The organism is Nocardioides ultimimeridianus, from assembly GCF_054777895.1.
The window spans coordinates 98,750-125,097 of the sequence record NZ_BAAHAB010000002.1 but is presented as its reverse complement, the minus strand read 5'-3'; the positions used below and the strand labels follow the sequence as shown (position 1 = coordinate 125,097).

Below are 26,348 nucleotides of genomic sequence, written 5' to 3'. Positions count from 1 at the left end.
GCGGCGTACTGGCAGTTTTGAGCCGTGCGAGACATCACCTACCCGCCGGTCATCGTCCTGGCCAAGGTCCTCTTCCGTCTGATGCGCCAGAACGTGGTGGTCTCCGGCTCGGAGAACGTGCCGCAGACGGGCGGCGCGCTGATGGCCATCAACCACACCGGCTACATCGACTTCATCTACGCCGGGGCCGGCGCCGAGCCGCGCAAGCGCCTGGTCCGGTTCATGATCAAGAAGGAGATGATGGACAAGGGCGGTGTGGGTCACCTGCTGCGTAGCTTCCACCACATCCGCGTCGACCGGGCCGCCGGCGAGCAGGCCCTGGTGGACGCCAAGGCCTACCTCGACCAGGGCGAGATCGTCGGCATCTACCCCGAGGCCACCATCTCCCGCTCCTTCGAGATCAAGGAGCTCAAGACCGGCGCCGTGCGGATCGCCGCCGAGGCCGGGGTGCCGATCCTCCCGGTCATCGTCTGGGGCGCCCAGCGCCTGATGACCAAGGACCACCCCAAGGACTTCTCGCGCTCCCCCAAGACGATCATCGTCAAGGTCGGCGAGCCGATCGACGTCACCGGCCAGGACGTCGCGGCCGAGACCGCGGTCCTCCGCGAGCGGATGCAGAAGATACTCGACGAGGTCCTCGCCGAGTACCCCGCCGAGGAGAAGAAGCCCGGCTCCTGGTGGATGCCCGCCCGCCTCGGCGGCAGCGCCCCCACCCCGGAGAAGGCCCTCGAGATGGACGCCGAGGAGCTGGCCCGCCGGGCGGCGAAGAAAGCCGCCGAGGGGAACAAGTAGTCCTATCGACTTGGCGATATATCGATAGGTCGCTTTGTCGACATTTTGAGTCGCTGCAGGTCAGCGGCCCACAACAGCGAAGGGGCACCGGTTCTCACCGGTCCCCCTTCGGCATTTCTCCAGCAGCCTCGTCCGCTCCATCACCCCGAGCGCTCAGGCTTGCCGCCATGCCAACGCGGGGCCTACGGAAGCCAACCGCGCCAGCGGCAGCGGCGACGCGCTCGCGGAGAGTCAGATCACGCGGTCGTGGCGGTTGCGCGGGTCGATCAGGTCGACGATCCGCTGGAGGTCGCCGGTGTTGGCGAACTCGATGGTGACCCTGCCCTTGGCCCGCCCCAGGTCGATCTTGACCCGGGTCTCGAGCCGGTCGGCCAGCCGCTCGGAGAGCTCACCGAGCCCGGGCGCCTTCGGCTTGGCCGTGCGGCTCCGCTGCGGCTTCTGCTCGCCCTCCCCGATGGAGACGATCTCCTCGAGCCCACGCACGCTGATGCCCTCGGCCACGACCCGCTGGGCGAGCTTGTCCTGGGCGTCCGGGTCGGCCACGCCGAGTAGCGCCCGGGCGTGACCGGCGGACAGCACGCCGGCGGCGACCCGGCGCTGGACGGCCGGGGTCAGCTTGAGCAGGCGCAGGGTGTTGCTGATCTGGGGGCGCGAGCGGCCGATGCGCTGGGCGAGCTCCTCGTGGGTGCAGGCGAAGTCCTCGAGCAGCTGGTTGTACGCCGCCGCCTCCTCCAGCGGGTTGAGCTGGCTGCGGTGCAGGTTCTCCAGCAGCGCGTCGCGCAGCATGTCGGTGTCGTCGGTCTCGCGCACGATCGCGGGGATCGTGGCCAGGCCGGCCTGCTGGGTGGCACGCCAACGACGCTCACCCATGACCAGCTCGTACGCCGCCGGGCCGGTCTGGCGGACCACGACCGGCTGCAGCAGGCCGATCTCCTTGATGGAGTGGACCAGCTCAGCCATCGCCTCCTCGTCGAAGACCGTCCGCGGGTTGGCCGCGTTGGGCTTGATCGCCTCGACGGGCAGCTCGGCGAAGTAGGCCCCCTCGACCGCTGTCAGACCCGAAATCGCGCTCTCCGGGCCTGAGCCGGACCCGGTGGACCCCAGGTCCGCCGACCCGCTGGAAGGCGCTGTGGCGGGAATGTCCGAATTCCGGTCATCCGAGTTGACAACCGAGGCCTCGGGCGCGGCCGGAGGGGCGCTGGGGATCAGCGAGCCCAGACCCCGGCCCAGGCCCCGCCGCTGCGCGTTCGCACTCATGCCGAAACCTCCGTCACGGCCCGCTCGACCATCTCGCGGGCGGCCTCCAGATAGCTCAACGCACCCGGCGACGCCGGGTCGTAGGTGATGACCGTCTGCCCGTACGACGGTGCCTCCGAGACCCGCACCGAGCGCGGGATCGCGGTCTTGAGGACCTGGTCACCGAAGTGCTCGCGCACGTCCGCGGCCACGCCGGCGGCGAGCCGGGTGCGGGCGTCGTACATGGTCAGCAGGATGGTCGAGACGACCAGCTCCTGGTTGAGGTGCGCCTTGACCATCTCGACGGTGTTGAGCAGCTGACCGAGACCCTCGAGCGCGTAGTACTCCGCCTGGATCGGGATCAGCATCTCCTCGGCCGCGCAGAGCGCGTTGAGGGTCAGCAGGCCCAGCGACGGCGGGCAGTCGATGAGGACGTAGTCGAACCGGTCCTCCCCCGCACGAGCCGCATCGCCGACCAGCGGGTGGGCCAGGATCGCCTTCTTCAGACGCCCCTCCCGGGCCACCACGCTGACCAGCTCGATCTCGGCGCCGGCAAGGTCGATGGTCGCCGGCACGACGTGCATGCCCGCCACATCGGGGCAGGGCTGGGCGATGTCGGCCAGCGGAGTGCCGTCGACCAGAGCGTCGTACGTCGAGGCCACTCCGCGGTGGTGCTCGATGTTGAGGGCCGTCGATGCGTTGCCCTGCGGGTCCAGGTCGATCACCAGGACGCGCTGGCCGAGCTGGGTCAGCGCGGCGGCGAGGTTCACCGTGGAGGTGGTCTTGCCGACGCCGCCCTTCTGGTTGGCGACGACGAAGACCCGGGTGCGGACCGGGCGGTCCAGCTGGACCGCCGGGATGCCCTGACGCACCATCACCGACTGTTGGGCCGCCCGCGCCAACGGCGTCTGGTCGTCGTCGAAGTCGGTGGCTGCGTCGATGAGATCCGCCGCGGTCGTGATCCGCGGCATGCCCCCGCCGGTGCTTGTTTCACGTGAAACAGCCTCGTTCGGCGTCACGGCGTGATCGACCCCTTCCTGTGGATAACCAGCATCGAACTGTGGATTGTCACGCTCAGGGGTACCCCCACCACCGGTGGAAAACTCCGGGGAGACCGGCGGATCGATCACTTCATCCTCCTCGCATAGCCACGCTGGGACCCACCCCGTCCGGGGCCGCCGGCAGCCGGCTTGCGTCCACCCGAGGGCGGCCACGATACCCGTGCCGGATCGGCGGCCGTAACCCTGACCACCCGTGCGGGGACGACCGAGTCGTCCTCGTCGGCGTACACCTCGACGACCGGGGGAGCGCAGCCCCAGCGCCTCAGCAGCGGCTCCGCGGCCGCGATCTCGTCGGTCGCGCTCTCGCCCTTCAGAAGTGCGAGCGCGCCGGACGGCTCGGTGATCGGCAGGCACCACTCGAGGAGCGTGCCGAGCGCCGAGACGGCCCGCGCCGTCACCACGTCGAACCGCTCCTTGCCGTGCAGCGCATCGGCCCGCCCGCGCACCACCCGGACGTTGTCCAGGCCGAGGTCGGCCGCCACCTCCTCCAGGAAGGTCGTACGCCGCAGCAGCGGCTCGACCAGCGTCATGGAGATGTCCGGCCGGGCGATCGCCAGCACCAGACCGGGCAGGCCGGCTCCGCTGCCGATGTCGGCCACCGTGGCACCCTGCGGCACCGCGGGCGCCATCAGCACCGAGTTGAGCAGGTGGCGGTCCCAGATCCGGGGTGACTCCCGCGGGCCGATCAGCCCGCGCACCACTCCCTCGGTGCAGAGCAGCTCGGCGTAGCGGTCGATGAGCGGCAGTCGGTCCTCACCGAAATGCCGAACGGCGGCGGGGTGCCGCTGGGGCACACCCGCCGCCGTCTCGTTCTCGTGGTCGTCCTGTTTCACGTGAAACGTCGGCCGATCGATGATCAGTCGTTCGGGAGCACGACGACGTACCGCCGCGGCTCCACGCCCTCCGACTCCGAGCGGAGACCGGCGGCGGCGACCGCGTCGTGCACGATCTTGCGCTCGAACGGGGACATCGGGTCCAGCGAGACAGGCTCGCCCGAGGCGATGACCTGGGCGGCGGTCTCGGCGCCGAGCTTGGTCAGGCGCGCACGCTTGTCGGCACGGAAGCCGGAGATGTCGAGCATCAGCCGCGACCGCTCGCCAGTCTCCCGGTAGACCGCCAGGCGGGTCAGCTCCTGGAGGGCCTCGAGCACCTTGCCGTCGCGGCCCACGAGCTGGCTGAGGTCGGCGCCGACGATCGACACCGACGCCCGGTCCGCCTCGACGTCCATGTCCAGGTCGCCGTCGAGGTCGGCGATGTCGAGCAGCTCCTCGAGGTAGTCGGCCGCGATGTCGCCCTCGCGCTCGAGCGCGTCCACCCGCGAGGTCGTCAGCTCGCTCTCGGCCGCATCCGACTGCTCGACCAGCTCGGCCTGCTCTGCTGCGTCGGAGGTCTCGATCTCGGTGCTCACTGGGCGTCTCCCTTGCTCTTGTTCTGGTTCGTGCGGGGAGAGCCCGCGGCGCTCTTCCGCTGTGCCTTGGTCTGCCGCTTGGGCTGCTGGCGCTGCGCGGGCCGGCGATCGCCCGCCTCCGCGACCTGCTCGCCCTCGGCGGGCGCCTCGTAGCCGGCGTACTTCTCGGGGTGCTTGGCGTGCTTGGCCTTGTCCCGGTCCTGCTTGGCCTTGTACGCCGGGGTGCCCGGCGCCGGGTTGTTGCGGATCACGTAGAACTGCTGGCCCATGGTCCACAGGTTCGACGTGGTCCAGTAGAGGACGACGCCGATCGGGAACGCGACACCGGTGATGGCGAAGACGAAGGGCAGGACGTAGAGCAGCATCTTCTGCTGCTGGGCGTACGGACCGCTCATCGCCTCCGGCGGCATGTTCTTGGTCATCAGCTGGCGCTGGGTGGTGAACGTGGTCGCGATCATGCAGACGAACAGGATCAGCGCGACGACCATGACCAGGCTGTTCGGCGTCGGACCCCAGGTCCGCGCTCCCCAGAACGACTCGGTGACCGGGATCTTCCCGAAGATCTCCGAGCCCTTGAACTGGGTGGCCAGCGCGTCGGTCAGGAAGCCGTTGCCGGTGCCGGACTTCGCGGCGTGGTCGACCAGGCGGAACAGCGCGAAGAAGACCGGCATCTGCAGCAGCAGCGGCAGGCAGGAGGCGAACGGGTTGGTGCCCGTCTCCTTGTACAGCTTCATCGACTCCTCAGCGAGACGCTGGCGGTCGTGGCCGTACTTCTTCTGCAGCTCCTTCATCTTGGGCTGCAGCATCTGCATGTTCCGGCTGGACTTGATCTGCTTCACGAAGATCGGGATCAGGGCCGCACGGATCGTGACCGTGAGGCCGATGATCGCCAGTGCCCACGAGATGCCGCTGGCCGGTCCGAAGACCAGGCCGAACAGCCAGTGCCACGCGACCAGCACCGCGGACACGATGTAGTAGAGCGGCACCATGATGAAGTGGCCGATGTCGCCGATGACGCCCACTAAAGGCTCCTAGGTTGTGTCGGGCGGCCGGAGCCGCTCGGAGAGCGACGTCGGTCCGACGCCTGCTCGGGCTTGCGCGGCGGGACGTGGTCGACCCCGCCGGGGGTCCAGGGATGGCAGCGCGCGACGCGCTTGGCCGCGAGCCAGCTCCCGCGGAGGGATCCGTGCACGGTGATCGCCTCGATGGCGTACGCCGAGCACGAGGGGTAGTAGCGGCACGTCTGCCCGAACATCGGGCTGATCGCGAAGCGATACCCGCGCAGCAGCGCGATCAGGACGTGCTTCACGGCGTACGCGCTCCGGGCTCGGCGATCAGGATCCGATCCAGGCAACGGTCGAGGTCGCTGCCGAGTTCCGCGTACGTCGCCTGAGCGGCTGGTGGGTTCGCCCGTACGACGAGGTCCCCTCCGGCCGGGAGACGGTCCAGCCGCTCGGCGACGAGATGCCGCAGCCGGCGCTTGACACGCGAGCGCACCACCGAGATGCCGACCGCACGGCTGACGACGAAGCCGGCCCGTGCCGGGCGCGCGCCCGAGTGCTCGCCGACGGTGTCGTCGACGAGCAGGTGGGTGACCAGGGTCGTTGACCCCGCGCGCCGACCGCGCCGGGTGGTCGCCCGGAACGCGTCGGCGTCGACGAGTCGGTGCGTAGCAGGCAGCACCGTCAGCCCCGGCCCAGCGGTGTCAGCCGTGGGCAGCGCATCAGTCGAGGCCGGTTTCGGCCTCAGACCGCGAGGCTCTTGCGGCCCTTCCGGCGGCGGTTCGCCAGGATGGAGCGACCCGCGCGGGTCCGCATCCGAAGGCGGAAGCCGTGCGTCTTGTTACGACGGCGGTTGTTCGGCTGGTACGTCCGCTTGCTCACGTCTGACCTCTCGAAGGTGTGTCGGGAAGGGCCATCCGGGAGGCACGTCGTACTGTTCGTCGACGCGTCCGGTCGGCCGCCACCGCGCAGCCACGCCGAGCCCTCGAACTGCGAGAGAATCCTCGTGGACATGCGGCAGCGGTCGACACCGAATGACCGGCCAACGGTACGCGCGGAGCGGAGACCGGGTCAAACCGACGACGCCGTCGGACGATACCCGCGACACAGCGTCGCGCACGGATGCCGTCGAACCTGTGGATAGCGGGTTGATCCGTCCTGTCGTTGTGGCTAGGTTCGTCCAATCCGGGTTTCCCCTCCGGACCGAGCAGAACCCGATCCCGAACCGGTCGCAAGACCCGGCGATCAGACCAGAAAACAGGGTCTGACCTGCAAGAACAGGTGGATGGGGAGATGGTCGGCCGGTCTCGGGTCGCGCCGATCCAACGGGGGGTACGGCGCAGTCCACAACCTGTGGACAAACTTGTGGACCAGGGCGAGAGGTTGGATGTGACCGGGACCGGCGACGAGTCGAATCAGCAGGCGGACCAGACTCCCGGGGCAACCCAGGCAGAGGATCGACTCGCGATCGAGTGGCGTGCGGTGGTGGCCGACCTGCAGGTCAGTCAGCGCGCCTGGCTGCGGTCGAGCAAGGCCGTGCACCTGCACGGCACCACCGCGATCGTCGCGGTGCCCGACGACTTCACCCGCAAGCGCCTCGAGGGCCGGCACCGCACCGAGCTCGAGGGAGCCCTCAGCGAGCGGTTCGGCCACGAGATCCAGCTCGCGGTCACCGTCGACACCTCCCTGGAGCACCCCGACGACCGCGAGGTCGCCGCCGGCGTACCCGAGGCGGCCCCGGTCGCCGACGAGCCGCTCACTCCCCTCGAGGATCGACTTGGCGACTTGTCGACAAATCGACCTGTCGACCTGTCGACACTGACGCAGAACATCGTCAGCCCGCCCGCCGCCGCCCCGACCGGCGAGTCGCGGCTGAACCCGAAGTACACCTTCGACACCTTCGTCATCGGCTCCTCCAACCGCTTCCCGCACGCGGCCGCGGTCGCCGTGTCCGAGGCGCCCGGGCGCAGCTACAACCCGCTGCTGGTCTACGGCGAGTCCGGGCTCGGCAAGACCCACCTGCTGCATGCCATCGGCCACTATGTGCGCACCATCTACGCCGGGTCGAAGGTCCGCTACGTGAGCTCGGAGGAGTTCACCAACGAGTTCATCAACTCCATCCGCGACGACCGGCCGGACCGCTTCAAGCGCAAGTACCGCGACGTCGACGTCCTGCTCATCGACGACATCCAGTTCCTCGAGGGCAAGGAGCAGACGCAGGAGGAGTTCTTCCACACCTTCAACGCGCTGCACAACGCCAACAAGCAGATCGTGCTCACCTCCGACCGCAGCCCCAAGCGTCTGGAGGCGCTGGAGGACCGGCTGCGCAACCGGTTCGAGTGGGGCCTGATCACCGACGTGCAGCCGCCCGACCTCGAGACCCGCATCGCGATCCTGCGCAAGAAGGCCGCCATGGACCGGCTGACCGCGCCCTCGGACGTGCTCGAGTTCATCGCGAGCAAGATCCAGACCAACATCCGCGAGCTCGAGGGCGCCCTGATCCGGGTCACGGCCTTCGCCAACCTCAACCGGCAGGACGTCGACATGACGCTCGCCGAGATCGTCCTCAAGGACCTGATCCCCGAGGGCGGCGAGCCGGAGATCACCGCCGGCCTGATCATCGCCCAGACCGCCAACTACTTCGGGCTGACCATCGACGAGATCACCGGCCCCAGCCGCGGCCGCCACCTGGTGATGGCCCGTCAGATCGCCATGCACCTGTGCCGCGAGCTCACCAACGACTCACTCCCCCGCATCGGCAAGCACTTCGGCGGGCGCGACCACACCACCGTCATGTACGCCGAGCGCAAGATCAACCAGCTCCTCGGCGAGCGCCGGGCCGTGTTCAACCAGGTCAGCGAGCTCACCAACCGGATCAAGATGACCGCGCGCCAGGCCTGATCACCGGCCTCACTGCGATTCCTCTGCCCTGTGGACAACTCCGCGATCCTGCTACGAACTACACGGGGAGGATTCGGTGGAGGCACCGGGCGGACCGTCCCCAGGCCGGGCCGGGTCCACATGACGCGCTGGGCGTCGTACCGCTCCTCCACAACCGAATCCACCGGTGAATATCGCGCTGACCTGCAGAAACATGGGTTCTCCACAGTTTCCACCGGCCCTATGACAACTACCTACCCAGCTATGTCATCGATTCCTCGTGGAACTCCTCCGGGCCCCTTGCCTGTGGATCACGGGGTTCTGGTGCTCCCGCTGGCGACCACCACGCTCACAACCGGGGAGTGACGTGACAGGATGCAATCCCACTTCTAGCGGAGGTAGACCCACGTGAAGTTCCGAGTCGATCGCGACGTCCTCGCCGACGCCGTCGCCTGGGCCGCGCGCACGCTGCCGGTCAAGCCCAGCATGCCGGTGCTCGCCGGTCTGCTCATCGAGGCCAGCGACGACGGCCTGGTGCTGTCCACCTTCGACTACGAGACCTCCGCGCGTGCGACGCTGACCGCCGAGGTGAGCGACGAGGGTCGGGTGCTGGTCAGCGGCCGGCTGCTCGCCGACATCTGCCGCAGCCTCCCGGCCAAGCCGGTCGACATCGCGCTGGACGGCGCGCGCGTGTCGCTGACCTGCGGCTCCTCGCGCTTCTCGCTGCAGACCCTTCCGGTCGAGGACTACCCGACGATCCCGGAGATGCCCACCGCGAGCGGCACCGTGCCGAGCGACACCTTCGCCCACGCCGTGGCCCAGGCGGTCACGGCCGCCGGCCGCGACGAGATGCTGCCGGTGCTGACCGGCGTACGTCTCGAGATCGAGGGCGACACGATCTCGCTCCTCGCGACCGACCGGTTCCGGCTCTCACTGCGCGAGCTCACCTGGAATCCGGGCACCCCCGACGCGTCCCTGGCTGCGCTGGTCCCGGCGAAGGTCCTGGCCGACACCGCCAAGTCGCTCACCGCCGGGGCCGAGATCACCATCGCGCTCGCGGGCAGCGGCTCGGGCGACGGCTTGATCGGGTTCGAGGGCACGGGCGCCGGCGGCACCCGCAGCACCACGACCCGCCTGCTCGACGGTGAGTTCCCCAAGGTGCGCGGGCTGTTCCCCAGCGAGCGGCTGACGACGGCGAAGATCGACAAGGCCGCCCTGGTCGAGTCGGTCAAGCGGGTCTCGCTCGTGGCCGAGCGCAACGCGGCCGTCCAGCTCGCCTTCCAGGACGGATCGCTGACCCTCGACGCCGGCAGCGGCGACCAGGCCCAGGCCTCGGAGTCGGTGCCCGCCGACATCGAGGGCGACGACCTCACCACCGGCTTCAGCCCGCAGTACCTGCTCGACGGCCTCACCGCCATCGACGCCCCGGTCGTCGAGCTCGCCTTCACCCAGTCCTCGAAGCCGGTGGTCATCAGCGGCACCGACGAGGACGACGACGGTGGCAGCTTCCGCTACCTGCTGATGCCGCGCCGACTCCTCTCCTGAGCGCGAGTAACGTCGGAACCGACCTCCACGTACCAACCCAAGGGAGCTTGCGGATGCCCACTCTCGGTCTCATCGGTCTCGGCAAGATGGGTGGCAACATGCGCACCCGGATGCGCAACGCGGGTCTGGAGGTCGTCGGCTACGACCGCAACCCCGACCTCAGCGACGTCGCGAGCCTCGAGGAGCTCGTCGAGAAGCTGCCGAGCCCGAAGGTCGTCTGGGTGATGGTGCCCGCGGGCGATCCCACCCGGTCGACGATCGCCGAGCTCAAGGAGCTGCTCGGTGAGGGCGACCTGGTGGTCGACGGCGGCAACTCCAAGTACACCGACGACGCGGTCAACGCCGCCTCGCTCGCCGAGAAGGGCATCGGCTTCGTCGACTGCGGCGTCTCCGGCGGCGTGTGGGGCCTGGAGAACGGCTACGCCCTGATGTACGGCGGAGCCACGGCCGACACCGAGAAGGTGATGCCGTTCTTCGAGGCGCTCAAGCCCAGTGGCACCGACGACGGCCTGGTGCACTGCGGCGAGACGCCCGGCGCCGGCCACTTCGCGAAGATGGTCCACAACGGCATCGAGTACGCGATGATGCAGGCCTACGCCGAGGGCTGGGAGCTGCTCGACAAGGTCGACATCGTCGACAACGTGCCCGAGATCTTCGCCTCCTGGCGCACCGGCACCGTCGTGCGCAGCTGGCTGCTGGACCTGCTGGTCGACCAGCTCCGCGCCGACGAGCACCTGGAGAAGATCAAGGGCTGGGCGGAGGACTCCGGCGAGGGCCGGTGGACCGTCGAGGCGGCGATCGAGAACGCCGTACCGATGCCGGCCATCTCGGCGAGCCTGTTCGCGCGGTTCGTCTCCCGGCAGGAGGACGACTACGCGATGAAGGCGATCGCGGCCATGCGCAACGGCTTCGGCGGCCACGCGGTCCAGAAGGAGTCATAGTGGGCTCGTGCACGTCTCGCACCTGACCCTCCACCAGTTCCGCTCGTACGCCGAGCTGGAGTTGGCCCTCGAACCCGGGGTCACCGCGTTCGTGGGCCGCAACGGCCAGGGCAAGACGAACCTCGTCGAGGCGATCGACTACCTCTCCCGGCTGGGCTCGCACCGCGTCGCCAGCGATGCACCGCTGATCCGGATGGGTGCCGAGCAGGCGATCGTCCGCGCGGCGGTCGTCAAGGACGGGCGCACCGCGATCCTCGAGGTCGAGCTCAACCCGGGCCGTGCCAACCGCGCCCGGATCAACCGCGCGACCCTCCCCCGGGCCCGTGAGCTGGTCGGGATCGTGCGCACGGTCGTCTTCAGCCCCGAGGACCTCGCGCTGGTCAAGGGCGATCCGTCGGAGCGCCGACGGTTCCTCGACGACCTGCTCGTGCTGCGCGCTCCCCGGCTGGCCGGGGTGAAGGCCGACTTCGAGCGGGTGCTCAAGCAGCGCAACAGCCTGCTCAAGACCCTGTACGCCGCCCGCGGCTCGGCCCGTGATGCGGCCCTCGCGACGCTGTCGGTCTGGGACGACCAGCTGGTCGCGGTCGGCAGCGAGCTGCTGGACGCCCGGATGCGGCTGGCGGCCGACCTGGCGCCGTACCTCGGCAAGGCCTATGAGGCCGTGGCGCGCGGCGCCTCCCGCGACGACGCCCGGATCGCCTATCGCGCGAGCGTGCCGGTGACCGCCTGGATCCCCGAGCTGGGTGACATCCGCAGCGCGTACGCCGAGGAGCTCGCCCGCCGGCAACGCGACGAGATCGACCGCGGCCTGACCCTGGTGGGTCCGCACCGCGACGAGCTGGAGCTGACCCTGGGGCCCGGCGACGACGCGCGGATGCCGGTCAAGGGCTACGCCTCGCACGGGGAGTCGTGGTCGTTCGCGCTCGCGCTGCGGCTGGCGTCCTACGACCTGCTGCGTGCCGACGGCGACGACCCGATCCTGATCCTGGACGACGTGTTCGCCGAGCTCGACAGCGAGCGCCGCAGCCAGCTCGCGACGCTCGTCGCCGGCGCCGAGCAGGTGCTCGTGACGGCGGCCGTCGACGGCGACGTACCGGAGGAGCTGAGCGGGGCGACGTACCGGGTGGCCGGCGGGGAGGTCACCCGTGACTGATGAGCCGCGCGAGCCGGCGGACACCGACGACGAGCCGCACCGGGCCGACGGCCTGGACCTGGCCCGATCCCTGCTCCGCGGCGCGATGGGTGCGGGGGCCGATGCGCCGAGGCGGCCACGGCGTACTTCCGACGGCTGGAAGCCGCGCCACCTGCGCGCCGGCGAGGCCCAGCTCAGCGGCGCGCACCCGGACGGCCGCGACCCGCAGATGCTCTCCTCGGAGGTCGACCGGATCATCGGTGACCGCGGCTGGGCGCTGGACCTGCGGATCCGCGGGGTGTTCGCGCGGTGGCCCGAGCTGGTCGGGGAGGAGATCGGCGCGAACTCCACGCCGGAGACCCTGGTCGACGGGGTCCTCGTCGTGCGCGCCCACTCCACGGCGTGGGCCGTGCAGCTCAAGCTGCTCGTGACCACCCTGGTGCGACGGCTGAACGAGGAGCTCGGCGACGGCACGGTGACGGTCGTGGAGGTGCTGGCACCGAACGCGCCGAGCTGGAAGCACGGGCTCAAGAGCGTCAAGGGCCGGGGGCCGCGCGACACCTACGGGTGACGGCCGCGCTGAGGCGAGATCTGGGGCCCGAACGACCCCCGCGCCCATATCGGGGCCTGTCGGCCCCCCTGCTCGGGCCTGTTGAGGCCGGTTCTGGGCCTCTGAGGCCCTCCCGATATCCACAGGGGATCCCCCTTGCGGGGTGTGCGGCGTGTCCAGAGGCGCTGTGGCCGGTATCATGGACGCAAGGCCGGGCCAGCGCCGCCCTGGGGAAGTCCAGGCGCTCAGCTCTCGGCCTTCGTCATGCCACAGCGAAGGGGTCGTAGTGTCCGAAGAGCAGCCGAAGCCGACTCCGGTCGAGGGCGCGTACGACGCCTCGATGATCCAGGTGCTCGAGGGCCTCGAGGCGGTGCGCAAGCGCCCCGGCATGTACATCGGGTCCACCGGCGAGCGCGGCCTGCACCACCTGATCTGGGAGATCGTCGACAACGCGGTCGACGAGGCCCTGGCGGGCTACTGCGACACCATCCTCGTCACCCTCAACGCCGACGGCTCGGTGAGCGTCGTCGACAACGGCCGCGGCATCCCGACCGACACCGCACCCGGCCAGGAGCTGCCGGCGGCGACGCTGGCGCTGACAGTGCTCCACGCGGGCGGCAAGTTCGGCGGGGGCGGCTACAAGGTCTCCGGCGGCCTGCACGGGGTCGGCTCCTCGGTCGTCAACGCGCTCTCCACCACGCTCAAGCTCGAGATCAAGAACCGCGGCCACCTCTGGGAGCAGGAGTTCGACCTCGGCGTCCCGCGCTACCCGCTGCGGCAGGTGCGCCCGCTCGAGGAGGGCGAGGGCACCGGCACGACCGTCACCTGGGTCGCCTCCTCGGAGATCTTCGAGACCACGACGTACTCCCTGGAGACCATCACCGCCCGCTTCCGGGAGATGGCGTTCCTCAACAAGGGCCTCAAGATCGTGCTGCGCGACGAGCGCCCGCACGCCGGCGAGCTCGCCGAGGCCATCGAGGACAGCACCATCGAGCACGACACCGATGGTGCCGACGAGCTGCACGCCGCCGGTGCGGGCGCCGTCGAGCAGGTCTTCTGCTACGAGCGCGGCCTGGCCGACTACGTCGACTTCCTCAACCGCCGCAAGCAGGCGGTCAGCGCGGTCATCTCCTTCGAGGCCGAGACCGGCGACGCGGCCCCGAACCCGATGAGCCTCGAGATCGCGATGCAGTGGCAGGTCTCGTCGTACAACGAGAGCGTCCACACCTTCGCCAACACCATCAACACCCCCGAGGGCGGCACGCACGAGGAGGGGTTCCGGGCGGCGCTGACCACCCTGATGAACCGGTGGGGCGAGGAGTGGGGCCTGATCAAGAAGAAGGAGGACCGGCTCACGGGTGACGACATCCGTGAGGGTCTGACCGCGATCATCAGCCTCAAGATCTCCAACCCCCAGTTCGAGGGGCAGACCAAGGCCAAGCTGGGCAACACCGAGGCCAAGGGCTTCGTGCAGTCGGTGGTCAACGACCAGCTCGGCGCCTGGCTGGAGCAGAACCCGGGCGAGGGCAAGGAGATCATCCGCAAGGCGCAGGCCGCGGCGACCGCACGCATCGCGGCCCGCAAGGCGCGCGACCTGGCCCGCAACCGCAAGGGGCTGCTGGGCGGGGGTGGTCTCCCGGGCAAGCTGAGCGACTGCCAGTCGACCAACCCCGAGGAGTGCGAGGTCTTCATCGTCGAGGGCGACTCCGCCGGCGGCTCGGCCCGTCAGGGCCGCGACCCGCGCGTCCAGGCGATCCTCCCGATCCGCGGCAAGATCCTCAACGTCGAGAAGGCGCGCATCGACAAGGTCCTGGGCAACCAGGAGGTCCAGTCGATCATCTCCGCGCTCGGCACGGGCATCCACGAGGAGTTCGACGAGGCCAAGCTGCGCTACCACAAGGTGGTGCTGATGGCCGACGCCGATGTCGACGGCCACCACATCAACACGCTCCTGCTGACGCTGCTGTTCCGCTTCATGCGCCCGCTCATCGAGCACGGCTACGTCTACATGGCCCAGCCCCCGCTCTACCGGCTGCGCTGGAACAAGCCCCACGAGCACGAGTTCGTCTACTCCGACGCCGAGCGCGACGCCCTGATGCGCGACGGTCTCGAGCAGGGCAAGAAGCTGCCCAAGGAGAACCCGGTCCAGCGCTACAAGGGTCTGGGCGAGATGAACGCCAAGGAGCTGTGGGAGACCACGATGGACCCCGAGCAGCGGCTGATGCTGCAGGTCACCCTCGAGGACGCCGCGCAGGCCGACGAGATCTTCTCCATCCTGATGGGCGAGGACGTCGAGCAGCGCCGCTCCTTCATCCAGCGCAACGCCAAGGACGTCCGCTTCCTCGATATCTAGATCTCTAACGTATTTCCTAGATATCGATAGAACGAGCCAGAGAGAGCAATCGTGACGGAGACAACCTCGAACCTCGGCGGCGACGGACCGGGTCCCGGCGGCCGCATCGAGCCGATCGAGCTGCAGACGTCGATGCAGCGCGCCTACATCGACTACGCGATGGCCGTCATCGTCGGTCGCGCGCTCCCCGACGTGCGTGACGGACTCAAGCCGGTCCACCGGCGCGTCCTCTACGCCATGTACGACGGCGGCTACCGCCCCGACCGTGGCTTCTCGAAGTGCTCCCGCGTCGTCGGCGACGTCATGGGTCAGTACCACCCGCACGGCGACACCGCCATCTACGACACCCTGGTCCGGCTCGCCCAGCCGTGGGTCATGCGGGCCCCGCTGGTGCAGGGTCAGGGCAACTTCGGGTCGCCGGGCAACGACTCCGCCGCGGCGATGCGGTACACCGAGTGCCGGATGGCGCCGCTCGCGCTGGAGATGGTCCGCGACATCGAGAAGGAGACCGTCGACTTCCAGCCGAACTACGACGGCCGCTCCGAGGAGCCGGTCGTCCTGCCGGCCCGGTTCCCGAACCTGCTGGTCAACGGCTCCGCCGGCATCGCGGTCGGCATGGCCACCTCGATCCCGCCGCACAACCTGCGTGAGGTGGCCGCAGGCGCCCAGTGGGCGCTCGAGCACCCCGACGCCACCCGTGAGGAGCTCCAGGACGCCCTGATCGAGCGGATCAAGGGCCCGGACTTCCCCAACGGCGCGCTCATCGTCGGCCACAACGGCATCGAGCAGGCCTACCGCACCGGTCGCGGCTCGATCACCCAGCGCGCGGTCATCGAGGTCGACGAGGACGCCAAGGGCCGCACCTGCCTGGTGGTCACCGAGCTGCCCTACATGGTCAACCCGGACAACCTCGCCCTGAAGATCGCCGAGCTCGCTGACTCGGGCAAGGTGCAGGGCATCGCCGACGTACGCGACGACACCTCGGACCGCACCGGCCAGCGGCTGGTGGTCGTCCTCAAGCGCGACGCGGTCGCGCGCGTGGTGCTCAACAACCTGCTCAAGCACACCGAGCTGCAGACCAACTTCAGCGCCAACATGCTGGCGCTGGTCGACGGGGTGCCCCGCACGCTGAGCGTCGACCAGTTCATCAGCAACTGGGTCGAGCACCAGGTCGAGGTCATCCGGCGTCGTACCGAGTACCTCCTCCGCGAGGCCGAGAAGCGCGCCCACATCCTGCGCGGGCTCGTCAAGGCGCTCGACATGCTCGACGAGGTCATCGCCCTCATCCGGCGCTCGCCGGACGCCAACGAGGCGCGCGAGGGCCTGATCGCGCTGCTCGACATCGACGAGATCCAGGCGACCGCGATCCTCGACATGCAGCTGCGCTCGCTCGCCGCGCTGCAGCGTCAGCAGATCATCGACAACCTGGCCAAGATCGAGCTCGAGATCGCGGACTACAAGGACATCCTCGCCAACGTCACGCGCCAGCGCTCGATCGTGGCCGAGGAGCTCACCGAGATCGTCGAGAAGTACGGCGACGACCGGCGTACCCAGATCATCGCGGCTGACGGCGACCTGTCGATGGAGGACCTGATCCCCGATGAGGAGCTCGTCGTCTCCATCACCCGCGGCGGCTACGCCAAGCGGACCCTCGCCAGCCAGTACCGCACCCAGAAGCGGGGCGGCAAGGGCGTGCGCGGCGCCTCGCTGCGCGGCGACGACGTGGTCGAGCACTTCATCTCCACGACCAACCACCACTGGCTGCTGTTCTTCACCACGGCCGGCCGGGTCTACCGCACCAAGGCCTACAACCTGCCCGAGGCGTCGCGCGACGCCAAGGGCGGCCACGTGGCCGGGCTGCTGTCCTTCCAGCCCGACGAGCAGATCGCGCAGGTGCTGGCGATCCGCGACTACGAGCAGGCGCCGTACCTGGTGCTCGCGACCCGCACCGGCCTGGTCAAGAAGACCAAGCTGGGCGACTACAACAGCCCCCGCCAGGCGGGCGTCATCGCGATCAACTTCAAGCGCGACGACGACGAGCTGATCGGTGCCGAGCTGGTCAACGACGAGGACCACATCCTGCTGGTGTCGCGGAAGGGCCAGTCGATCCGGTTCCCGGCGAGCGACGACCAGCTGCGTCCGATGGGTCGCGCGACCTCCGGTGTCACCGGCATGAAGTTCAAGATCGCCGACGACTCCGTGCTGTCGATGTCGGTCATCAAGGCCTCGGAAGCAGCAGTGGAGGGGACCAACGAGAACGTCCAGTACGTCTTCACGATCACCGACCAGGGCAAGGCCAAGCGCACCCGCATCTCCGAGTACCGCATCCAGTCCCGCAGCGGCATGGGCATCAAGGCCATGCAGCTCGAGAACGAGGATCGCGGCGCGCTGGTCGGCGGCTTCATCGTCGTCGAGTCCGACGAGGTCCTGTCGATCACCTCCAGCGGCCAGGTCGTGCGGAGCAAGGTCGACGAGGTCAAGCCGACCGGGCGCAACACCCAGGGCGTCAACTTCGTCAACCTGAAGAAGGGCGACAGCGTCGCTGTCGTCGCCCGCTCGGTCGAGGCCAAGATCGATGACGAGGACGGCGCGGAGGACGGCGCCACGGGCGACTCCGAGGCGGCCGCCCCGGCCCCCGCCGAGTCGGTTGAATCGTCGGAACTGGTGTCGGATGACACAATCGAGGGAGCCGTGACCCCCGACGGCGCCACCGACAGTGACTCTGTGGAGGATGGAGACTGATGACCGAGCGCGTCGAGGACACCGCGATCCGGCCCGCGGGCGCGGGGTCCCTGCCCGGCATCACCCCGCCGGCCGGCGCTCCGACCTCCGCCGCGGCGCGGGCGCCCCGACGGGCCCGTCTGCGGCTCACTCGGATCGATCCGTGGACGGTCATGAAGACCTCCTTCCTGCTCTCCATCGCCTTCGCCGTCACCACGGTCGTGGCGGTGGCGATGGTCTGGGAGGTCCTCGGAGCAGCCGGCGTCTGGGACTCCATCAACAGCACCGTCGACACCGGCCTGCAGGGCGGCGACTCGACCAGCTTCCAGGTCCAGGACTACCTCGGCACCGGCCGGGTGCTCGGCTTCACGGTCCTGGTGGCGGCCCTCGACGTGGTGCTGCTGACCGCGGCCGCGACGCTCGGCGCGTTCCTCTACAACATGGCTGCCGCGCTCGTCGGCGGCATCGAGGTCACCCTCGCCGAGGACCAGGCCTGAGCCTGAGGACAGCCCGATTTCGGCGTACGACGCCGGGTCCGGTAATCTTCACTCTCGGCTTGGGCGGACGGGGCTTCCACCCTGAACCCCAAGCCACCCGGGCCTATAGCTCAGACGGTTAGAGCACCACACTGATAATGTGGGGGTCAGAGGTTCAAGTCCTCTTAGGCCCACGGGACAAGCCCTGGACGCAGTCACTGCGGCCGGGGCTTTTCAACAGCAGGAGGCACGCAATGGTCAAGAAGGTCACGCTCGCGGTGCTGGCCGCGGCCGGCGCGGTGTTCGCCCGCAAGAAGCTCCAGGAGAGCAAGGCGGAGAAGGCCCTCTGGGCCGAGGCCACCGACCAGCTCCCCTGAGCACCTCCCTCCGGGGCCTTGGCGCAATTGGTAGCGCACCTGCTTTGCAAGCAGGGGGTTAGGGGTTCGAGTCCCCTAGGCTCCACTCGATCCTCCGGGTCCAAGGTTTCTCCAACCTCGCCGGCGCAGGGTGGTGCGCGTGACGGCAAGGGGTTGTTCGTTCCACGAGGGTCATTCGCGCAGGGGTCTCGTCCCGGCCCTGGTGCTGACGGCTGCGCTCGTCTCGTCGTGCGGCACCGGTGGGTCGTCCGCCCGTCCGCCCGGCGCCGCCGCGTCGCCGCCCGGATCCCCGCCGGCCACTGCCTCCGCGCAGCACGCGATCCCCGACGCGGACATCAGACCGTGCGCCAACGTGCAGGCGATCCTGTCGCACATCGCCGCTGACACGTCGGGCTGGTCGCCGACGAAGCACCCCTTCGACGATGCCATCGCCACGCGGCTGGCGACCGAGACGTCGTACATGAACCAGCAGGCGATGCCTGCCGACTATCCGCTCCGCCGAGCCGTGGCGGACACGGCGAAGGCATTCGCCCAGGTGTCGCGCGCGATCGCGGGCCACAGCCAGAAACGGCTGGACAAGGCGGTCAAGCGGTCACAGGTGGCGTACGCCGTCCTGAAGAGGTTCTGCCACTACTCCTCGAACTGATCCTCCGCGAGCGTCAGCCCTGGCCGGCGTCGTACGCCGTCACGTTCTTGTCGACGTCACGGGCGATGTCCTCGGCGAGGGCCAGGCGCTGCGCGGGGGTGGCGTCGACCCACTGCATGATGGTGACGCGGATCAGGCGGTCGCCACGCAGGACGTTCACGCCCGCACCGTCGACCCGCACGCCGCTGTCGTAGGTGCAGCCGTAGCCGTCGCCCGGGTCCCCGGTGTAGCTGGTGCACGCCTTGCCGGCGTCCTTCTCCTCCGTCGCGAGCGTCCGGCGCCAGTGGGCCGGGTCGGCGACCTCGCCGACGCTGACGGTGAGCAGGGTGACCGTGCGGTCGGCGTCGAGGATGTCGCAGGTGGACGGCTCCAGGGCCCGCTGGGACCGCGGGGTGATGCCCCTGCCGCGGGTGCCGATCGCGTGGTCGCCCACCAGTCGGCGTACCAGATCGGTGCTGACCAGACCGCACACGAGGTCGTTGGAGGACATGGGGCTGCTGCTTTCGGTCGAGGGCGTGGGCGAGGGCGTGCTGCCGCAGGCAGTCGCGGTCGTCAGGACGGCCGCGAGCGACGCGGCGACGAGGGTGGCGCGGATGGGATGGGGCATCAGCCGTTGTTCACCGCCCGGTCGAAGCCGTCCTGGGCCTGGCTCGAAACGCCGTGCGCGATGTTCTGCGCCTGGCTGTTCATCCAGGTGTTCCAGTCGTCGCGCATCTGCTGGATCTGGGCCGGGGTGTACTGCCCGTCCTTGCCGATCTTCTCGGTCCCGTCGGCGTCGTACAGGTCCGGGTTGACGACCTTCGTGCCGTTCGGTCCGTCCACGAGCAGCGAGTCCGGGATCGCCGGGGTGTGGCTGACGCCCGCGTGGTGGTCGCCCGGGTGCTGGTCGCCCAGGTAGCCGTTGGCGATGAGCTGGTTGAGCACGTTGTACTCGAGGCCGCGCTCGGTGGTGTCGCGGTTCTGCTTGATGTACTCGTCCGAGGTCGCCTCCGGCGCCTCCCCGACGTGCTCCTTGAGGATGTCGAGGCCCTGGTCCTTGGTGATGTCGTACGCCGACTTCACCAGCTCGCTCTTGCCCTCACCGAGCACCGTGTCCGCGCCCGGGATGAAGCCGCCGGCGATGTCGATCGCCTTCGAGACGTACGCCGCTCGGGTCTCCGCGATCTTGTCGTCGTCGACGTCGACCAGTACCGACTTGTTGAGGATGTGGCCGAGCACGGTGCCGGTCGTGTCGCCGCGTCCCTGGAGCGCCAGGCCGAGGCCGCTGCTCGCCAGCGAGTCCATGGTCACGGGCTGGCCCGGGTGGTCGTGCTTCCACTGGGTGATGGCGTCGTCGATGCGGTGGTTGCCCTCGATCATGACGGCCGCGCTCAACGTCTCGACCCCGGACTTGTCGCCGCCACGGCCGATCTCGCCGAGCAGCTTGTCGAAGTTGTCCAGGGAGACGTCGAGGTGACCCGGGCCGCCCTTCGGCGCACCGTCGATGAGGTCGTAGACGTCGTTGCTGTAGCTGGCCGCGATGTCGCCCAGGTTGTGCGACATCCCGGACCAGATGTGCCACTTGTCGTCCGGGACGTCGATGCCCAGGAAGTGGTCGTCGCCGGTGCCGGACTTGTCGGCGATCGTGTTGAACACGTCGCTGGTGAAGTCGGCGCTCCAGTTCGGGTCGGTGGACTTGGTGCCCACCGCGGCCGCCTCCAGGGCGGCACCCAGGCCCCTGCCCTCGTCGCTGAACGCCGGACCGGTGTGGTCGGGCGTCGCGGCGAACGTGCGCTCGGTCAGCAGGTAGTGGAGGCGGTCGTTCTCCTTGGAGGTGTCGCCGTCGGGGTAGCCGGCGTTGAAGAACTCCTGCGCCGCCTTGGGCGAGTGCTCCATCGAGCCGAGCAGGTTGGCGAGGGTGTCGCTGGCGTAGCCGTAGTGGTCGTTGTTGGTCAGGAAGGGGTTGACGGTGAGGTCGTCGTCGCGGGGGCCCCAGACCGGGGAGTCGCTCTTGCGCTCGAAGTCGTAGACCCGGCCGGTGAGGTCGGAGAGGAAGTGGTCGTCGTACGACGTCGCCTGGCCGCCGGCCCGGATGAGCAGCGACAGGGCGGCGCTCTGGCCGTCCTTGTCCGAGGTGAGCGCCTTGTAGTAGGTGTCGACGATGTTGCTCGGCGGCGCGTACTGGCCGGTGCCCTTGGTGTACGTCGCCAGGCTGATCCCGGCCGCGGTCAGGAAGTCGCGGTAGAACTGCTCCTTCTTGTCGTCGGCGTGGTCGGACTGGTAGCCGTTGGGGTAGACCTCGCCGTTGATGTCCTTGATCTCGGCCGCGATGTCCTCGGGCGAGACCTTCGTGTAGAGCTCGTGGGCGTAGGCCTGCTGGCTCTGGAAGAACTGCATCATCTTGAGGGTGTCGGCGTCGACGATCCCGGGCGCCTTGATCGCGGCGGCGATCTCGTCGGCGAAGTGCTGCTGCACCTCCGGGCTCAGGCCCCCCGCCGCGTCGGGCGGCAGCTTGTCCTTGTTCTGGTTGACCCAGGCGATCTGCTCCTCGGTGGTCATCCGGCTGAACATGGCCTTGTAGTAGGCCTGCCGGTCGTCCGCCGTCAGCTTCAGTCCCGGCCAGTCGCTCGCCGCGGTGAGGGGGATGAACCCCTCGCGGATCAGCCTCTTGATGTTGTCCAGGTTGTCCGGGCCCGCCTTGAGGATCCCGGCCACGGCATCGGCCTGGTGATCGAGGGTGGTCACGTAGCCGTTGTAGGTCGGACGCAGCTCCGCGGCCTTGGCCGCGCGCAGCTGCCCGACGTTGATCTTGACCTTGCCGGACTTGACGTCCGGGTCGTGCTGGTCGGCGTAGGCCGCGTTGAGGACCTGGGAGTTGAGCGCCGCCACCTTGGTGTCGAAGGTGGTGCCGTCGTTGCCGAACTTCAGCAGGCAGCCGGACGCGAGCTGACCGGAGGCCGCCAGCTTCTGCGCGTGCCCGGCGGCGTCCTTGCCGACCCCGCTGATCTGCTTCAGGTCGCCGATCGTGGCGGCGTCGCTCTTGTGGGAGTCCTGCAGCAGGTCGGTGCCGAGCTGCCGGAGCTGCTCGGCGTGCACGCCCGGCGTGTGGGCGGCATCGATGATCGCCTTCGGCGTGCTGCCGTACAGGTCCTTGAAGTCGTCGAAGGGGTTGCCCATGGTCGTCTCCCGAGATCGATAGCGTGCTGCTGGGCGTCAGCCCGGGTTGTTGATGCTGCGGTTCAGGGTGGTGGCGTGCGCCTCGGTCGCGTCGACGTGCGCCTTCACGTCCCGTGCGCCCTCCTCGTCGGAGTTGCGACCCGTGGCCGCCAGGTTGGCGACGTGCTCGCCGCCCCCGCTGATCAGGGCCGGCAGCTTGCCCGACGGGTCGAGGATGTGGTCGTCGAGGAGCGTGTTGAGGGCGGACTTCACCAAGGGGTGGCCCGCGATCCCCGCTGCTTCGTGCACGCTGTTCTTCACGCCGGTGGCGTGCACCTGCGCGGTGCCGCTGCGTCCGGCCATGGTGGTGCCTGCGGAGTGCAGGCCGGTCACATCCATGCCGACTGCGCCGTTGCTGCCCATGATCTCTCCTTCTCCGCCCGAGGTCCGGGATGCGCCTCGCGGATCCCGCCGACATCGAAACTCTTCTCCAGGACGGGGCCAGGTCAAACTGTCATGGCAAGATCTGCGGGGTGAGGGTCGCGGGGCTGGGAGCGGGGTTGCTCGCTGCATGCCTGCTGAGCGCGTGCACGACCCACCCGCCGGTCTACCAGGCCGAGCCCAACACCGACACCGTCATCGAGTCGTACGACGCGACGCTGGACCCCTCCTCCGCGGTGATGCCCCTGGTCCCGGCGGCGGCCACGCGCCTGGAGCTGACCGACTTCTCCCAGGTGCGACTGACCCTGGGCCTCGGCGAGCTGACCGGCCGCTCGCCGGCCGCCGACCGCGCGCGGTTCTGGCGCGAGCTGCCCACCACTGCGGCGCTCTCGCCCGGGCTGCTGCATCCCGTCGACGCCGAGCTGCGCCGTCGCTTCGGCTTCGGGGCCGACGACGTGGTGTGGGAGGCGACCTACTCCGGCGGCGGGCAGAGCGGCTGGGTCATGTCGTTCCGGGAGAGCCTGTCGATGGCGCAGGTGGCGCGGGCCGTGCAGGCCGGGGTCGGCGTGCTCAAGGGTGCCGTCGTCGACCAGGCCGACCACCTGGTCACCTCCGCGACGCCGCCGTCCGGTGCCGAGTCCTGGGGCCACGACCCCGCGCTGGTCGCGCTGGTGGGGCGGCCCGCTGACGCGACGTACGTCGCACGCGGGTGCCTGGCGCTCGACGGCGTCTTCGGCCAGGGCACGACCGCGAAGCTCGCCACCGGCCCGAAGCAGATGGTGGGCGAGCTCGACCCGCTGGACGGCTTCGCCATCGCCTTCGGAGGCGACCTCGCCACGGCGACACTCGGCGCGGAGCGCACCGACCTGTTCGTCCGACTGCGGCTCGCGGGCGTGCTGCCGGCAGTGCAGCCTGACTTCGGCGTCGGGTTCGCGCGCGGGGTGGCCGACCCGTCGACAGGACGGCTGGGCTACGAGGTGACCCGTCCGGCGCTCGCCGTCCGGCTCACCGAGCAGCAGAAGCTGCCGTTCGCGATCTGCTCGCAGTAGTCGCGGGCCGCGGCTCAGCCGGCGAGGGCGTCGTACATCGCCTTGTCGTGGGCGCACACCACGGTCATCTCGGGATGCCCGTTGGCCAGCTCGTGCAGCCGTTCGACGTTGGCCACCCGCGCGGCGTTGTCCATCGCCAGCAGCCGCTGGAAGGCGGTGAGCGAGGCCGGGCACGACGGCTTCGGATCCATCTGGTGGATGTTGAAGAACGCGTCGCCGGCGTGCAGCAGCCACGACCCGTCGTCGCGGCGTACGGCGATCCCGCTGTGGCCGCGGGTGTGGCCGTGCAGCGGGATCAGCACCACGTCGTCGCCGAGGACGCTCGTCGAGGCGAACCCGAACCAGTCGTCGCCACCCTCGCGGTGCTCGACCCACTGCGGGCCGTGCGCCCACTGGGCCTTGATGTAGCGCGCCTTCTCGCGGGCGCTGGGGTTGCGGGCGGCCGCCAGCTCGCTCGCGTGCAGGTGCACCCGTGCGTTCGGGAAGTCGCCCAGGCCGCCGGCGTGGTCGAGGTCGAGGTGGGTGACGGCGATGTCGGTGACGTCCTCGGGCCGGTGCCCGAGCCGCTGCACCTGCGCGAGCGCCGTCTCGGCGGTGTCCAGGACGGCACGGGTGGCCATCCGGAACGGGGCGCCGAGGCGCTGGGGGTTCGCGATGTCGCCGGTCCCGAAACCGGTGTCGACCAGGAGGAGTCCCTCGGCCCGCTCGACGAGGAACACGTGGGCCACCATCGGCGGCGCGATGGGCGGGTTCATCGTCCCGCAATTCAGGTGGTGGATCGGCACGGGCCGATCCTCCCACGATGGGAGGATCCAGGGGTGCGACCGACGTACGTCCTCTTCGACCTGGACGGCACCCTCACCGACTCGGCGGGGCCGATCCTCGGCTCGCTGGCCCACGCGCTGGAGGTGCACGGCATCCCGCCGCTCGCCCCGGCCGCGGCTCGGGCGCTGCTCGGGCCGCCGTTCTACGAGTCGCTGCCGCCGCTGGTCGGCGAGGAGCTGGTGCTGCCGGTCATCGCCACCTACCGCGAGCGCTACACGACGACGATGCTCGATGCGCCGCTGTACGACGGGATGGCCGACCTGCTGGCGCAGCTGGCCGACGCCGGCGTGGTCCTCGCGGTCGCCTCGAGCAAGCCCGAGGTCCATGTCCGGGCGATCGTGGAGCACCACGGCCTGGCCGGGCTGTTCGCGACCATCGGCGGCGACGAGCTGGACGGCTCGCTCGGCACCAAGGCGCTCGTCATCGACCGGGTCCTCGAGCGGTTCGGCCGGCCCGACCCCGCCACCGTTGCCATGGTGGGCGACCGGCAGCACGACGTGCACGGCGCGCGCACGCACGGCATCGGCTGCGTCGGGGTGCGCTGGGGCTACGCGCTGCCGGGCGAGCTCGAGGACGCGGGAGCCACGGGCATCGTCGCCACCGCCTCGGAGCTGGCCGCCGCGCTCGCCTGAGGTCGTCCCGCCTACCCTGGACCCGTGGTCAGGTGGTGGAGTCCGAGGCTGTGGGGCGCCCACCTGCTGATGCTGGTCGTCGTGGCGGCCGCCGGCGGCCTGGGCTACTGGCAGTACGACGTGTGGCACGCGCACCGGGTGGCGGAGCAGCGCGACCTCACCAACGCCGTACCGGTGCCGATCGACCAGGTGCTGACCCACGACGCGCCGTTCGGGGGCGATGCCGTCGGGCAGCCGGTCGACGTGAAGGGGACCTGGCTCACCGCGGCGACCGTGCTGGTCGAGGACCGGCGTGACGATCGCGGCCGCGAGGGCCTGTGGGTGGTCACGCCGCTCACCAACGGCGGTGCGGACGCGCCGGCCGTGCCGATCGTGCGGGGGTGGGTGCCGGCGGGGACCCGCCCGTCCGACGTACCGGCTCCGCCGGAGGCGACCGCGGAGGTCACCGGCTGGCTGCAGCCGCCGGAGGGCGCGGACGCCCCGGACCCCGATCCGAAGGACGCGATCCTGCCCCAGCTGCAGACCTCGTCCATCGCCCAGCGCGTCCACCAGGACCTGTACGGCGGCTACGTGGTCTCCAAGCACCCCGACTCCGGCCTCGAGGCGGCCACGCTCAGCCAGCTGCCGTCGGTGGGGGCGTCGACGGCCCTGCGGAACGTGCTCTACGCCTTCGAGTGGTGGTTCTTCGCCGGCTTCGCGATCTACATCTGGGTCCGGCATGTGCGCGAGGCCACGGCCGAGCCGGGTGCCGAGGACGCCGAGGGGGAGCCGGTGACCGAGGACCCCGTAGCCTCAGGGTCGTGACGAAGCTCTTCCCCGCCTACCGGATCCTCGCGATCACGGTCGGCGTCTTCCTCCTGCTCGCAACCATCGACTACGTCGCGCACAAGGTCGACGACGGCGTGCCGGACCTGTGGTGGCTGTGGATGATCCACGGCTACTTCTACATGGCCTACCTGGTGGTGGCCGTGCCGTTCACGCGCAAGGCCGGCTGGTCGCTGGGCTACATCGCGACGGTCATCGTGGCCGGGGTGATCCCGGGCCTGATGTTCGTCGTGGAGCACAAGGTGACGCAGCGCTACAAGGCCGAGAACCCCGAGCTGTTCGCCGCAGCGGCTGCCTGATCCAGGCTGATCCGACTGACCGG

Annotated in this window: 27 protein-coding genes and 2 tRNA genes; 17 read left to right on the top strand and 12 right to left on the bottom strand. The window is 69.8% G+C overall.

Annotated elements, in window-relative coordinates; translation table 11 throughout:
- Nucleotides 1–24: 24 nt before the first annotated feature.
- Nucleotides 25–792 carry a lysophospholipid acyltransferase family protein gene (locus tag ACYU8V_RS00640; protein ID WP_460844485.1) on the top strand — a complete coding sequence of 256 codons (768 nt, stop codon included), beginning with the start codon at nucleotides 25–27 and terminating at the stop codon, nucleotides 790–792.
- A 231-nt stretch (nucleotides 793–1,023) separates the two neighbouring features.
- On the opposite strand, the gene ACYU8V_RS00635 is transcribed toward ACYU8V_RS00640, so the two are convergent.
- The 8 genes from ACYU8V_RS00635 to rpmH form a co-directional block, all read right to left on the bottom strand.
- Complete coding sequence (locus tag ACYU8V_RS00635) at nucleotides 1,024–2,049, bottom strand: ParB/RepB/Spo0J family partition protein (protein ID WP_460844483.1); 1,026 nt, start codon at nucleotides 2,047–2,049, stop codon at nucleotides 1,024–1,026.
- A complete protein-coding gene (locus tag ACYU8V_RS00630; protein WP_460844482.1) occupies nucleotides 2,046–2,999 on the bottom strand; it encodes a ParA family protein in 954 nt (317 codons plus the stop codon). Before ACYU8V_RS00630 ends, ACYU8V_RS00635 begins: the two co-directional genes overlap by 4 nt.
- A gap of 155 nt (nucleotides 3,000–3,154) precedes the next feature.
- Nucleotides 3,155–3,922: a 16S rRNA (guanine(527)-N(7))-methyltransferase RsmG gene (gene rsmG, locus ACYU8V_RS00625; RefSeq protein WP_460844479.1), complete on the bottom strand. Its 768-nt coding sequence runs from the start codon at nucleotides 3,920–3,922 to the stop codon at nucleotides 3,155–3,157.
- Between the two features lie 23 nt (nucleotides 3,923–3,945).
- Nucleotides 3,946–4,497, bottom strand: a complete 552-nt coding sequence (locus tag ACYU8V_RS00620) for a Jag family protein (RefSeq protein WP_460844477.1) — start codon at nucleotides 4,495–4,497, stop codon at nucleotides 3,946–3,948.
- Nucleotides 4,494–5,486 carry a membrane protein insertase YidC gene (gene yidC, locus ACYU8V_RS00615; RefSeq protein WP_460844590.1) on the bottom strand — a complete coding sequence of 331 codons (993 nt, stop codon included), beginning with the start codon at nucleotides 5,484–5,486 and terminating at the stop codon, nucleotides 4,494–4,496. The genes ACYU8V_RS00620 and yidC overlap by 4 nt, the downstream gene beginning before the upstream one ends.
- 32 nt (nucleotides 5,487–5,518) lie before the next feature.
- Nucleotides 5,519–5,806, bottom strand: a complete 288-nt coding sequence (yidD, locus tag ACYU8V_RS00610) for a membrane protein insertion efficiency factor YidD (protein ID WP_460844474.1) — start codon at nucleotides 5,804–5,806, stop codon at nucleotides 5,519–5,521.
- Nucleotides 5,803–6,180 carry a ribonuclease P protein component gene (rnpA, locus tag ACYU8V_RS00605; RefSeq protein ID WP_460844472.1) on the bottom strand — a complete coding sequence of 126 codons (378 nt, stop codon included), beginning with the start codon at nucleotides 6,178–6,180 and terminating at the stop codon, nucleotides 5,803–5,805. Before rnpA ends, yidD begins: the two co-directional genes overlap by 4 nt.
- Before the next feature lie 62 nt (nucleotides 6,181–6,242).
- Complete coding sequence (rpmH, locus tag ACYU8V_RS00600; RefSeq protein WP_460844470.1) at nucleotides 6,243–6,380, bottom strand: 50S ribosomal protein L34; 138 nt, start codon at nucleotides 6,378–6,380, stop codon at nucleotides 6,243–6,245.
- A gap of 501 nt (nucleotides 6,381–6,881) precedes the next feature.
- Here rpmH and dnaA point away from each other — a divergent pair.
- From dnaA to ACYU8V_RS00540, 12 genes are all read left to right on the top strand, one after another.
- Complete coding sequence (gene dnaA, locus ACYU8V_RS00595) at nucleotides 6,882–8,399, top strand: chromosomal replication initiator protein DnaA (RefSeq protein WP_460844468.1); 1,518 nt, start codon at nucleotides 6,882–6,884, stop codon at nucleotides 8,397–8,399.
- A 387-nt stretch (nucleotides 8,400–8,786) separates the two neighbouring features.
- Nucleotides 8,787–9,923 (top strand): DNA polymerase III subunit beta, encoded by a 1,137-nt coding sequence (gene dnaN / locus ACYU8V_RS00590; RefSeq protein ID WP_460844465.1) that lies wholly within the window; start codon nucleotides 8,787–8,789, stop codon nucleotides 9,921–9,923.
- 53 nt (nucleotides 9,924–9,976) lie between these two features.
- Complete coding sequence (gene gnd / locus ACYU8V_RS00585) at nucleotides 9,977–10,864, top strand: phosphogluconate dehydrogenase (NAD(+)-dependent, decarboxylating) (RefSeq protein ID WP_460844463.1); 888 nt, start codon at nucleotides 9,977–9,979, stop codon at nucleotides 10,862–10,864.
- A gap of 7 nt (nucleotides 10,865–10,871) precedes the next feature.
- Nucleotides 10,872–12,017, top strand: coding sequence for a DNA replication/repair protein RecF (recF, locus tag ACYU8V_RS00580; protein ID WP_460844461.1), 1,146 nt, complete (start codon nucleotides 10,872–10,874; stop codon nucleotides 12,015–12,017).
- Nucleotides 12,010–12,567, top strand: coding sequence for a DciA family protein (locus ACYU8V_RS00575; RefSeq protein WP_460844459.1), 558 nt, complete (start codon nucleotides 12,010–12,012; stop codon nucleotides 12,565–12,567). Before recF ends, ACYU8V_RS00575 begins: the two co-directional genes overlap by 8 nt.
- A 319-nt stretch (nucleotides 12,568–12,886) precedes the next feature.
- Nucleotides 12,887–14,899 carry a DNA topoisomerase (ATP-hydrolyzing) subunit B gene (gyrB, locus tag ACYU8V_RS00570; RefSeq protein WP_460844589.1) on the top strand — a complete coding sequence of 671 codons (2,013 nt, stop codon included), beginning with the start codon at nucleotides 12,887–12,889 and terminating at the stop codon, nucleotides 14,897–14,899.
- 132 nt (nucleotides 14,900–15,031) lie between these two features.
- A complete protein-coding gene (gene gyrA, locus ACYU8V_RS00565; RefSeq protein WP_460844588.1) occupies nucleotides 15,032–17,641 on the top strand; it encodes a DNA gyrase subunit A in 2,610 nt (869 codons plus the stop codon).
- Nucleotides 17,641–18,117: a DUF3566 domain-containing protein gene (locus ACYU8V_RS00560; protein WP_460844458.1), complete on the top strand. Its 477-nt coding sequence runs from the start codon at nucleotides 17,641–17,643 to the stop codon at nucleotides 18,115–18,117. Before gyrA ends, ACYU8V_RS00560 begins: the two co-directional genes overlap by 1 nt.
- A gap of 99 nt (nucleotides 18,118–18,216) precedes the next feature.
- Nucleotides 18,217–18,290, top strand: a tRNA-Ile gene (locus ACYU8V_RS00555).
- A 60-nt stretch (nucleotides 18,291–18,350) separates the two neighbouring features.
- Complete coding sequence (locus ACYU8V_RS00550; RefSeq protein ID WP_460844456.1) at nucleotides 18,351–18,473, top strand: DLW-39 family protein; 123 nt, start codon at nucleotides 18,351–18,353, stop codon at nucleotides 18,471–18,473.
- 12 nt (nucleotides 18,474–18,485) lie between these two features.
- A tRNA-Ala gene (locus ACYU8V_RS00545) sits at nucleotides 18,486–18,558 on the top strand.
- Nucleotides 18,559–18,603: 45 nt separating this feature from the next.
- Nucleotides 18,604–19,119, top strand: a complete 516-nt coding sequence (locus ACYU8V_RS00540; protein WP_460844454.1) for a hypothetical protein — start codon at nucleotides 18,604–18,606, stop codon at nucleotides 19,117–19,119.
- A 13-nt stretch (nucleotides 19,120–19,132) separates the two neighbouring features.
- Here the strand turns inward: ACYU8V_RS00540 and ACYU8V_RS00535 are convergent, their stop codons facing one another.
- The 3 genes from ACYU8V_RS00535 to ACYU8V_RS00525 all read right to left on the bottom strand — a co-directional run bounded on the left by ACYU8V_RS00535 (nucleotide 19,133) and on the right by ACYU8V_RS00525 (nucleotide 22,677).
- Entirely contained in the window at nucleotides 19,133–19,609 is a 477-nt protein-coding gene (locus tag ACYU8V_RS00535; protein WP_460844452.1) for a hypothetical protein, read from the bottom strand.
- A gap of 116 nt (nucleotides 19,610–19,725) precedes the next feature.
- The gene (locus tag ACYU8V_RS00530) at nucleotides 19,726–22,275 is read right to left on the bottom strand and encodes a hypothetical protein (protein ID WP_460844450.1); all 2,550 of its coding nucleotides are present in this window, start codon (nucleotides 22,273–22,275) and stop codon (nucleotides 19,726–19,728) included.
- Between the two features lie 36 nt (nucleotides 22,276–22,311).
- Nucleotides 22,312–22,677 carry a hypothetical protein gene (locus ACYU8V_RS00525; protein WP_460844447.1) on the bottom strand — a complete coding sequence of 122 codons (366 nt, stop codon included), beginning with the start codon at nucleotides 22,675–22,677 and terminating at the stop codon, nucleotides 22,312–22,314.
- A 110-nt stretch (nucleotides 22,678–22,787) separates the two neighbouring features.
- Here ACYU8V_RS00525 and ACYU8V_RS00520 point away from each other — a divergent pair, with 110 nt between their 5' ends.
- Complete coding sequence (locus ACYU8V_RS00520) at nucleotides 22,788–23,744, top strand: hypothetical protein (RefSeq protein ID WP_460844446.1); 957 nt, start codon at nucleotides 22,788–22,790, stop codon at nucleotides 23,742–23,744.
- 14 nt (nucleotides 23,745–23,758) lie between these two features.
- On the opposite strand, the gene ACYU8V_RS00515 is transcribed toward ACYU8V_RS00520, so the two are convergent.
- Nucleotides 23,759–24,529: an MBL fold metallo-hydrolase gene (locus ACYU8V_RS00515; RefSeq protein ID WP_460844444.1), complete on the bottom strand. Its 771-nt coding sequence runs from the start codon at nucleotides 24,527–24,529 to the stop codon at nucleotides 23,759–23,761.
- Nucleotides 24,530–24,562: 33 nt separating this feature from the next.
- Here ACYU8V_RS00515 and ACYU8V_RS00510 point away from each other — a divergent pair, with 33 nt between their 5' ends.
- From ACYU8V_RS00510 to ACYU8V_RS00500, 3 genes are read left to right on the top strand one after another with little or no spacing between them, the layout of a single operon-like run.
- On the top strand, nucleotides 24,563–25,201 hold the full coding sequence (locus ACYU8V_RS00510) for an HAD hydrolase-like protein (RefSeq protein ID WP_460844442.1): 639 nt from the start codon (nucleotides 24,563–24,565) through the stop codon (nucleotides 25,199–25,201).
- Between the two features lie 24 nt (nucleotides 25,202–25,225).
- Complete coding sequence (locus ACYU8V_RS00505; protein ID WP_460844440.1) at nucleotides 25,226–26,005, top strand: SURF1 family protein; 780 nt, start codon at nucleotides 25,226–25,228, stop codon at nucleotides 26,003–26,005.
- Nucleotides 26,002–26,325: a DUF3817 domain-containing protein gene (locus tag ACYU8V_RS00500; RefSeq protein ID WP_460844439.1), complete on the top strand. Its 324-nt coding sequence runs from the start codon at nucleotides 26,002–26,004 to the stop codon at nucleotides 26,323–26,325. Before ACYU8V_RS00505 ends, ACYU8V_RS00500 begins: the two co-directional genes overlap by 4 nt.
- Nucleotides 26,326–26,348: the final 23 nt, after the last annotated feature.

Excerpts from the sequence above, each read along its gene's own strand:
- gnd (WP_460844463.1), top strand. The coding sequence starts at position 9,977 with ATGCCCACTCTCGGTCTCATCGGTCTCGGCAAGATGGGTGGCAACATG.
- gyrB (WP_460844589.1), top strand. The coding sequence starts at position 12,887 with ATGATCCAGGTGCTCGAGGGCCTCGAGGCGGTGCGCAAGCGCCCCGGC.
- ACYU8V_RS00635 (WP_460844483.1), bottom strand. The coding sequence starts at position 2,049 with ATGAGTGCGAACGCGCAGCGGCGGGGCCTGGGCCGGGGTCTGGGCTCG.
- ACYU8V_RS00630 (WP_460844482.1), bottom strand. The coding sequence starts at position 2,999 with ATGCCGCGGATCACGACCGCGGCGGATCTCATCGACGCAGCCACCGAC.
- gyrA (WP_460844588.1), top strand. The coding sequence starts at position 15,032 with ATGCAGCGCGCCTACATCGACTACGCGATGGCCGTCATCGTCGGTCGC.
- yidC (WP_460844590.1), bottom strand. The coding sequence starts at position 5,486 with ATGGTGCCGCTCTACTACATCGTGTCCGCGGTGCTGGTCGCGTGGCAC.
- ACYU8V_RS00550 (WP_460844456.1), top strand. The coding sequence starts at position 18,351 with ATGGTCAAGAAGGTCACGCTCGCGGTGCTGGCCGCGGCCGGCGCGGTG.
- ACYU8V_RS00525 (WP_460844447.1), bottom strand. The coding sequence starts at position 22,677 with ATGGGCAGCAACGGCGCAGTCGGCATGGATGTGACCGGCCTGCACTCC.
- ACYU8V_RS00535 (WP_460844452.1), bottom strand. The coding sequence starts at position 19,609 with ATGTCCTCCAACGACCTCGTGTGCGGTCTGGTCAGCACCGATCTGGTA.
- ACYU8V_RS00530 (WP_460844450.1), bottom strand. The coding sequence starts at position 22,275 with ATGGGCAACCCCTTCGACGACTTCAAGGACCTGTACGGCAGCACGCCG.
- ACYU8V_RS00560 (WP_460844458.1), top strand. The coding sequence starts at position 17,641 with ATGACCGAGCGCGTCGAGGACACCGCGATCCGGCCCGCGGGCGCGGGG.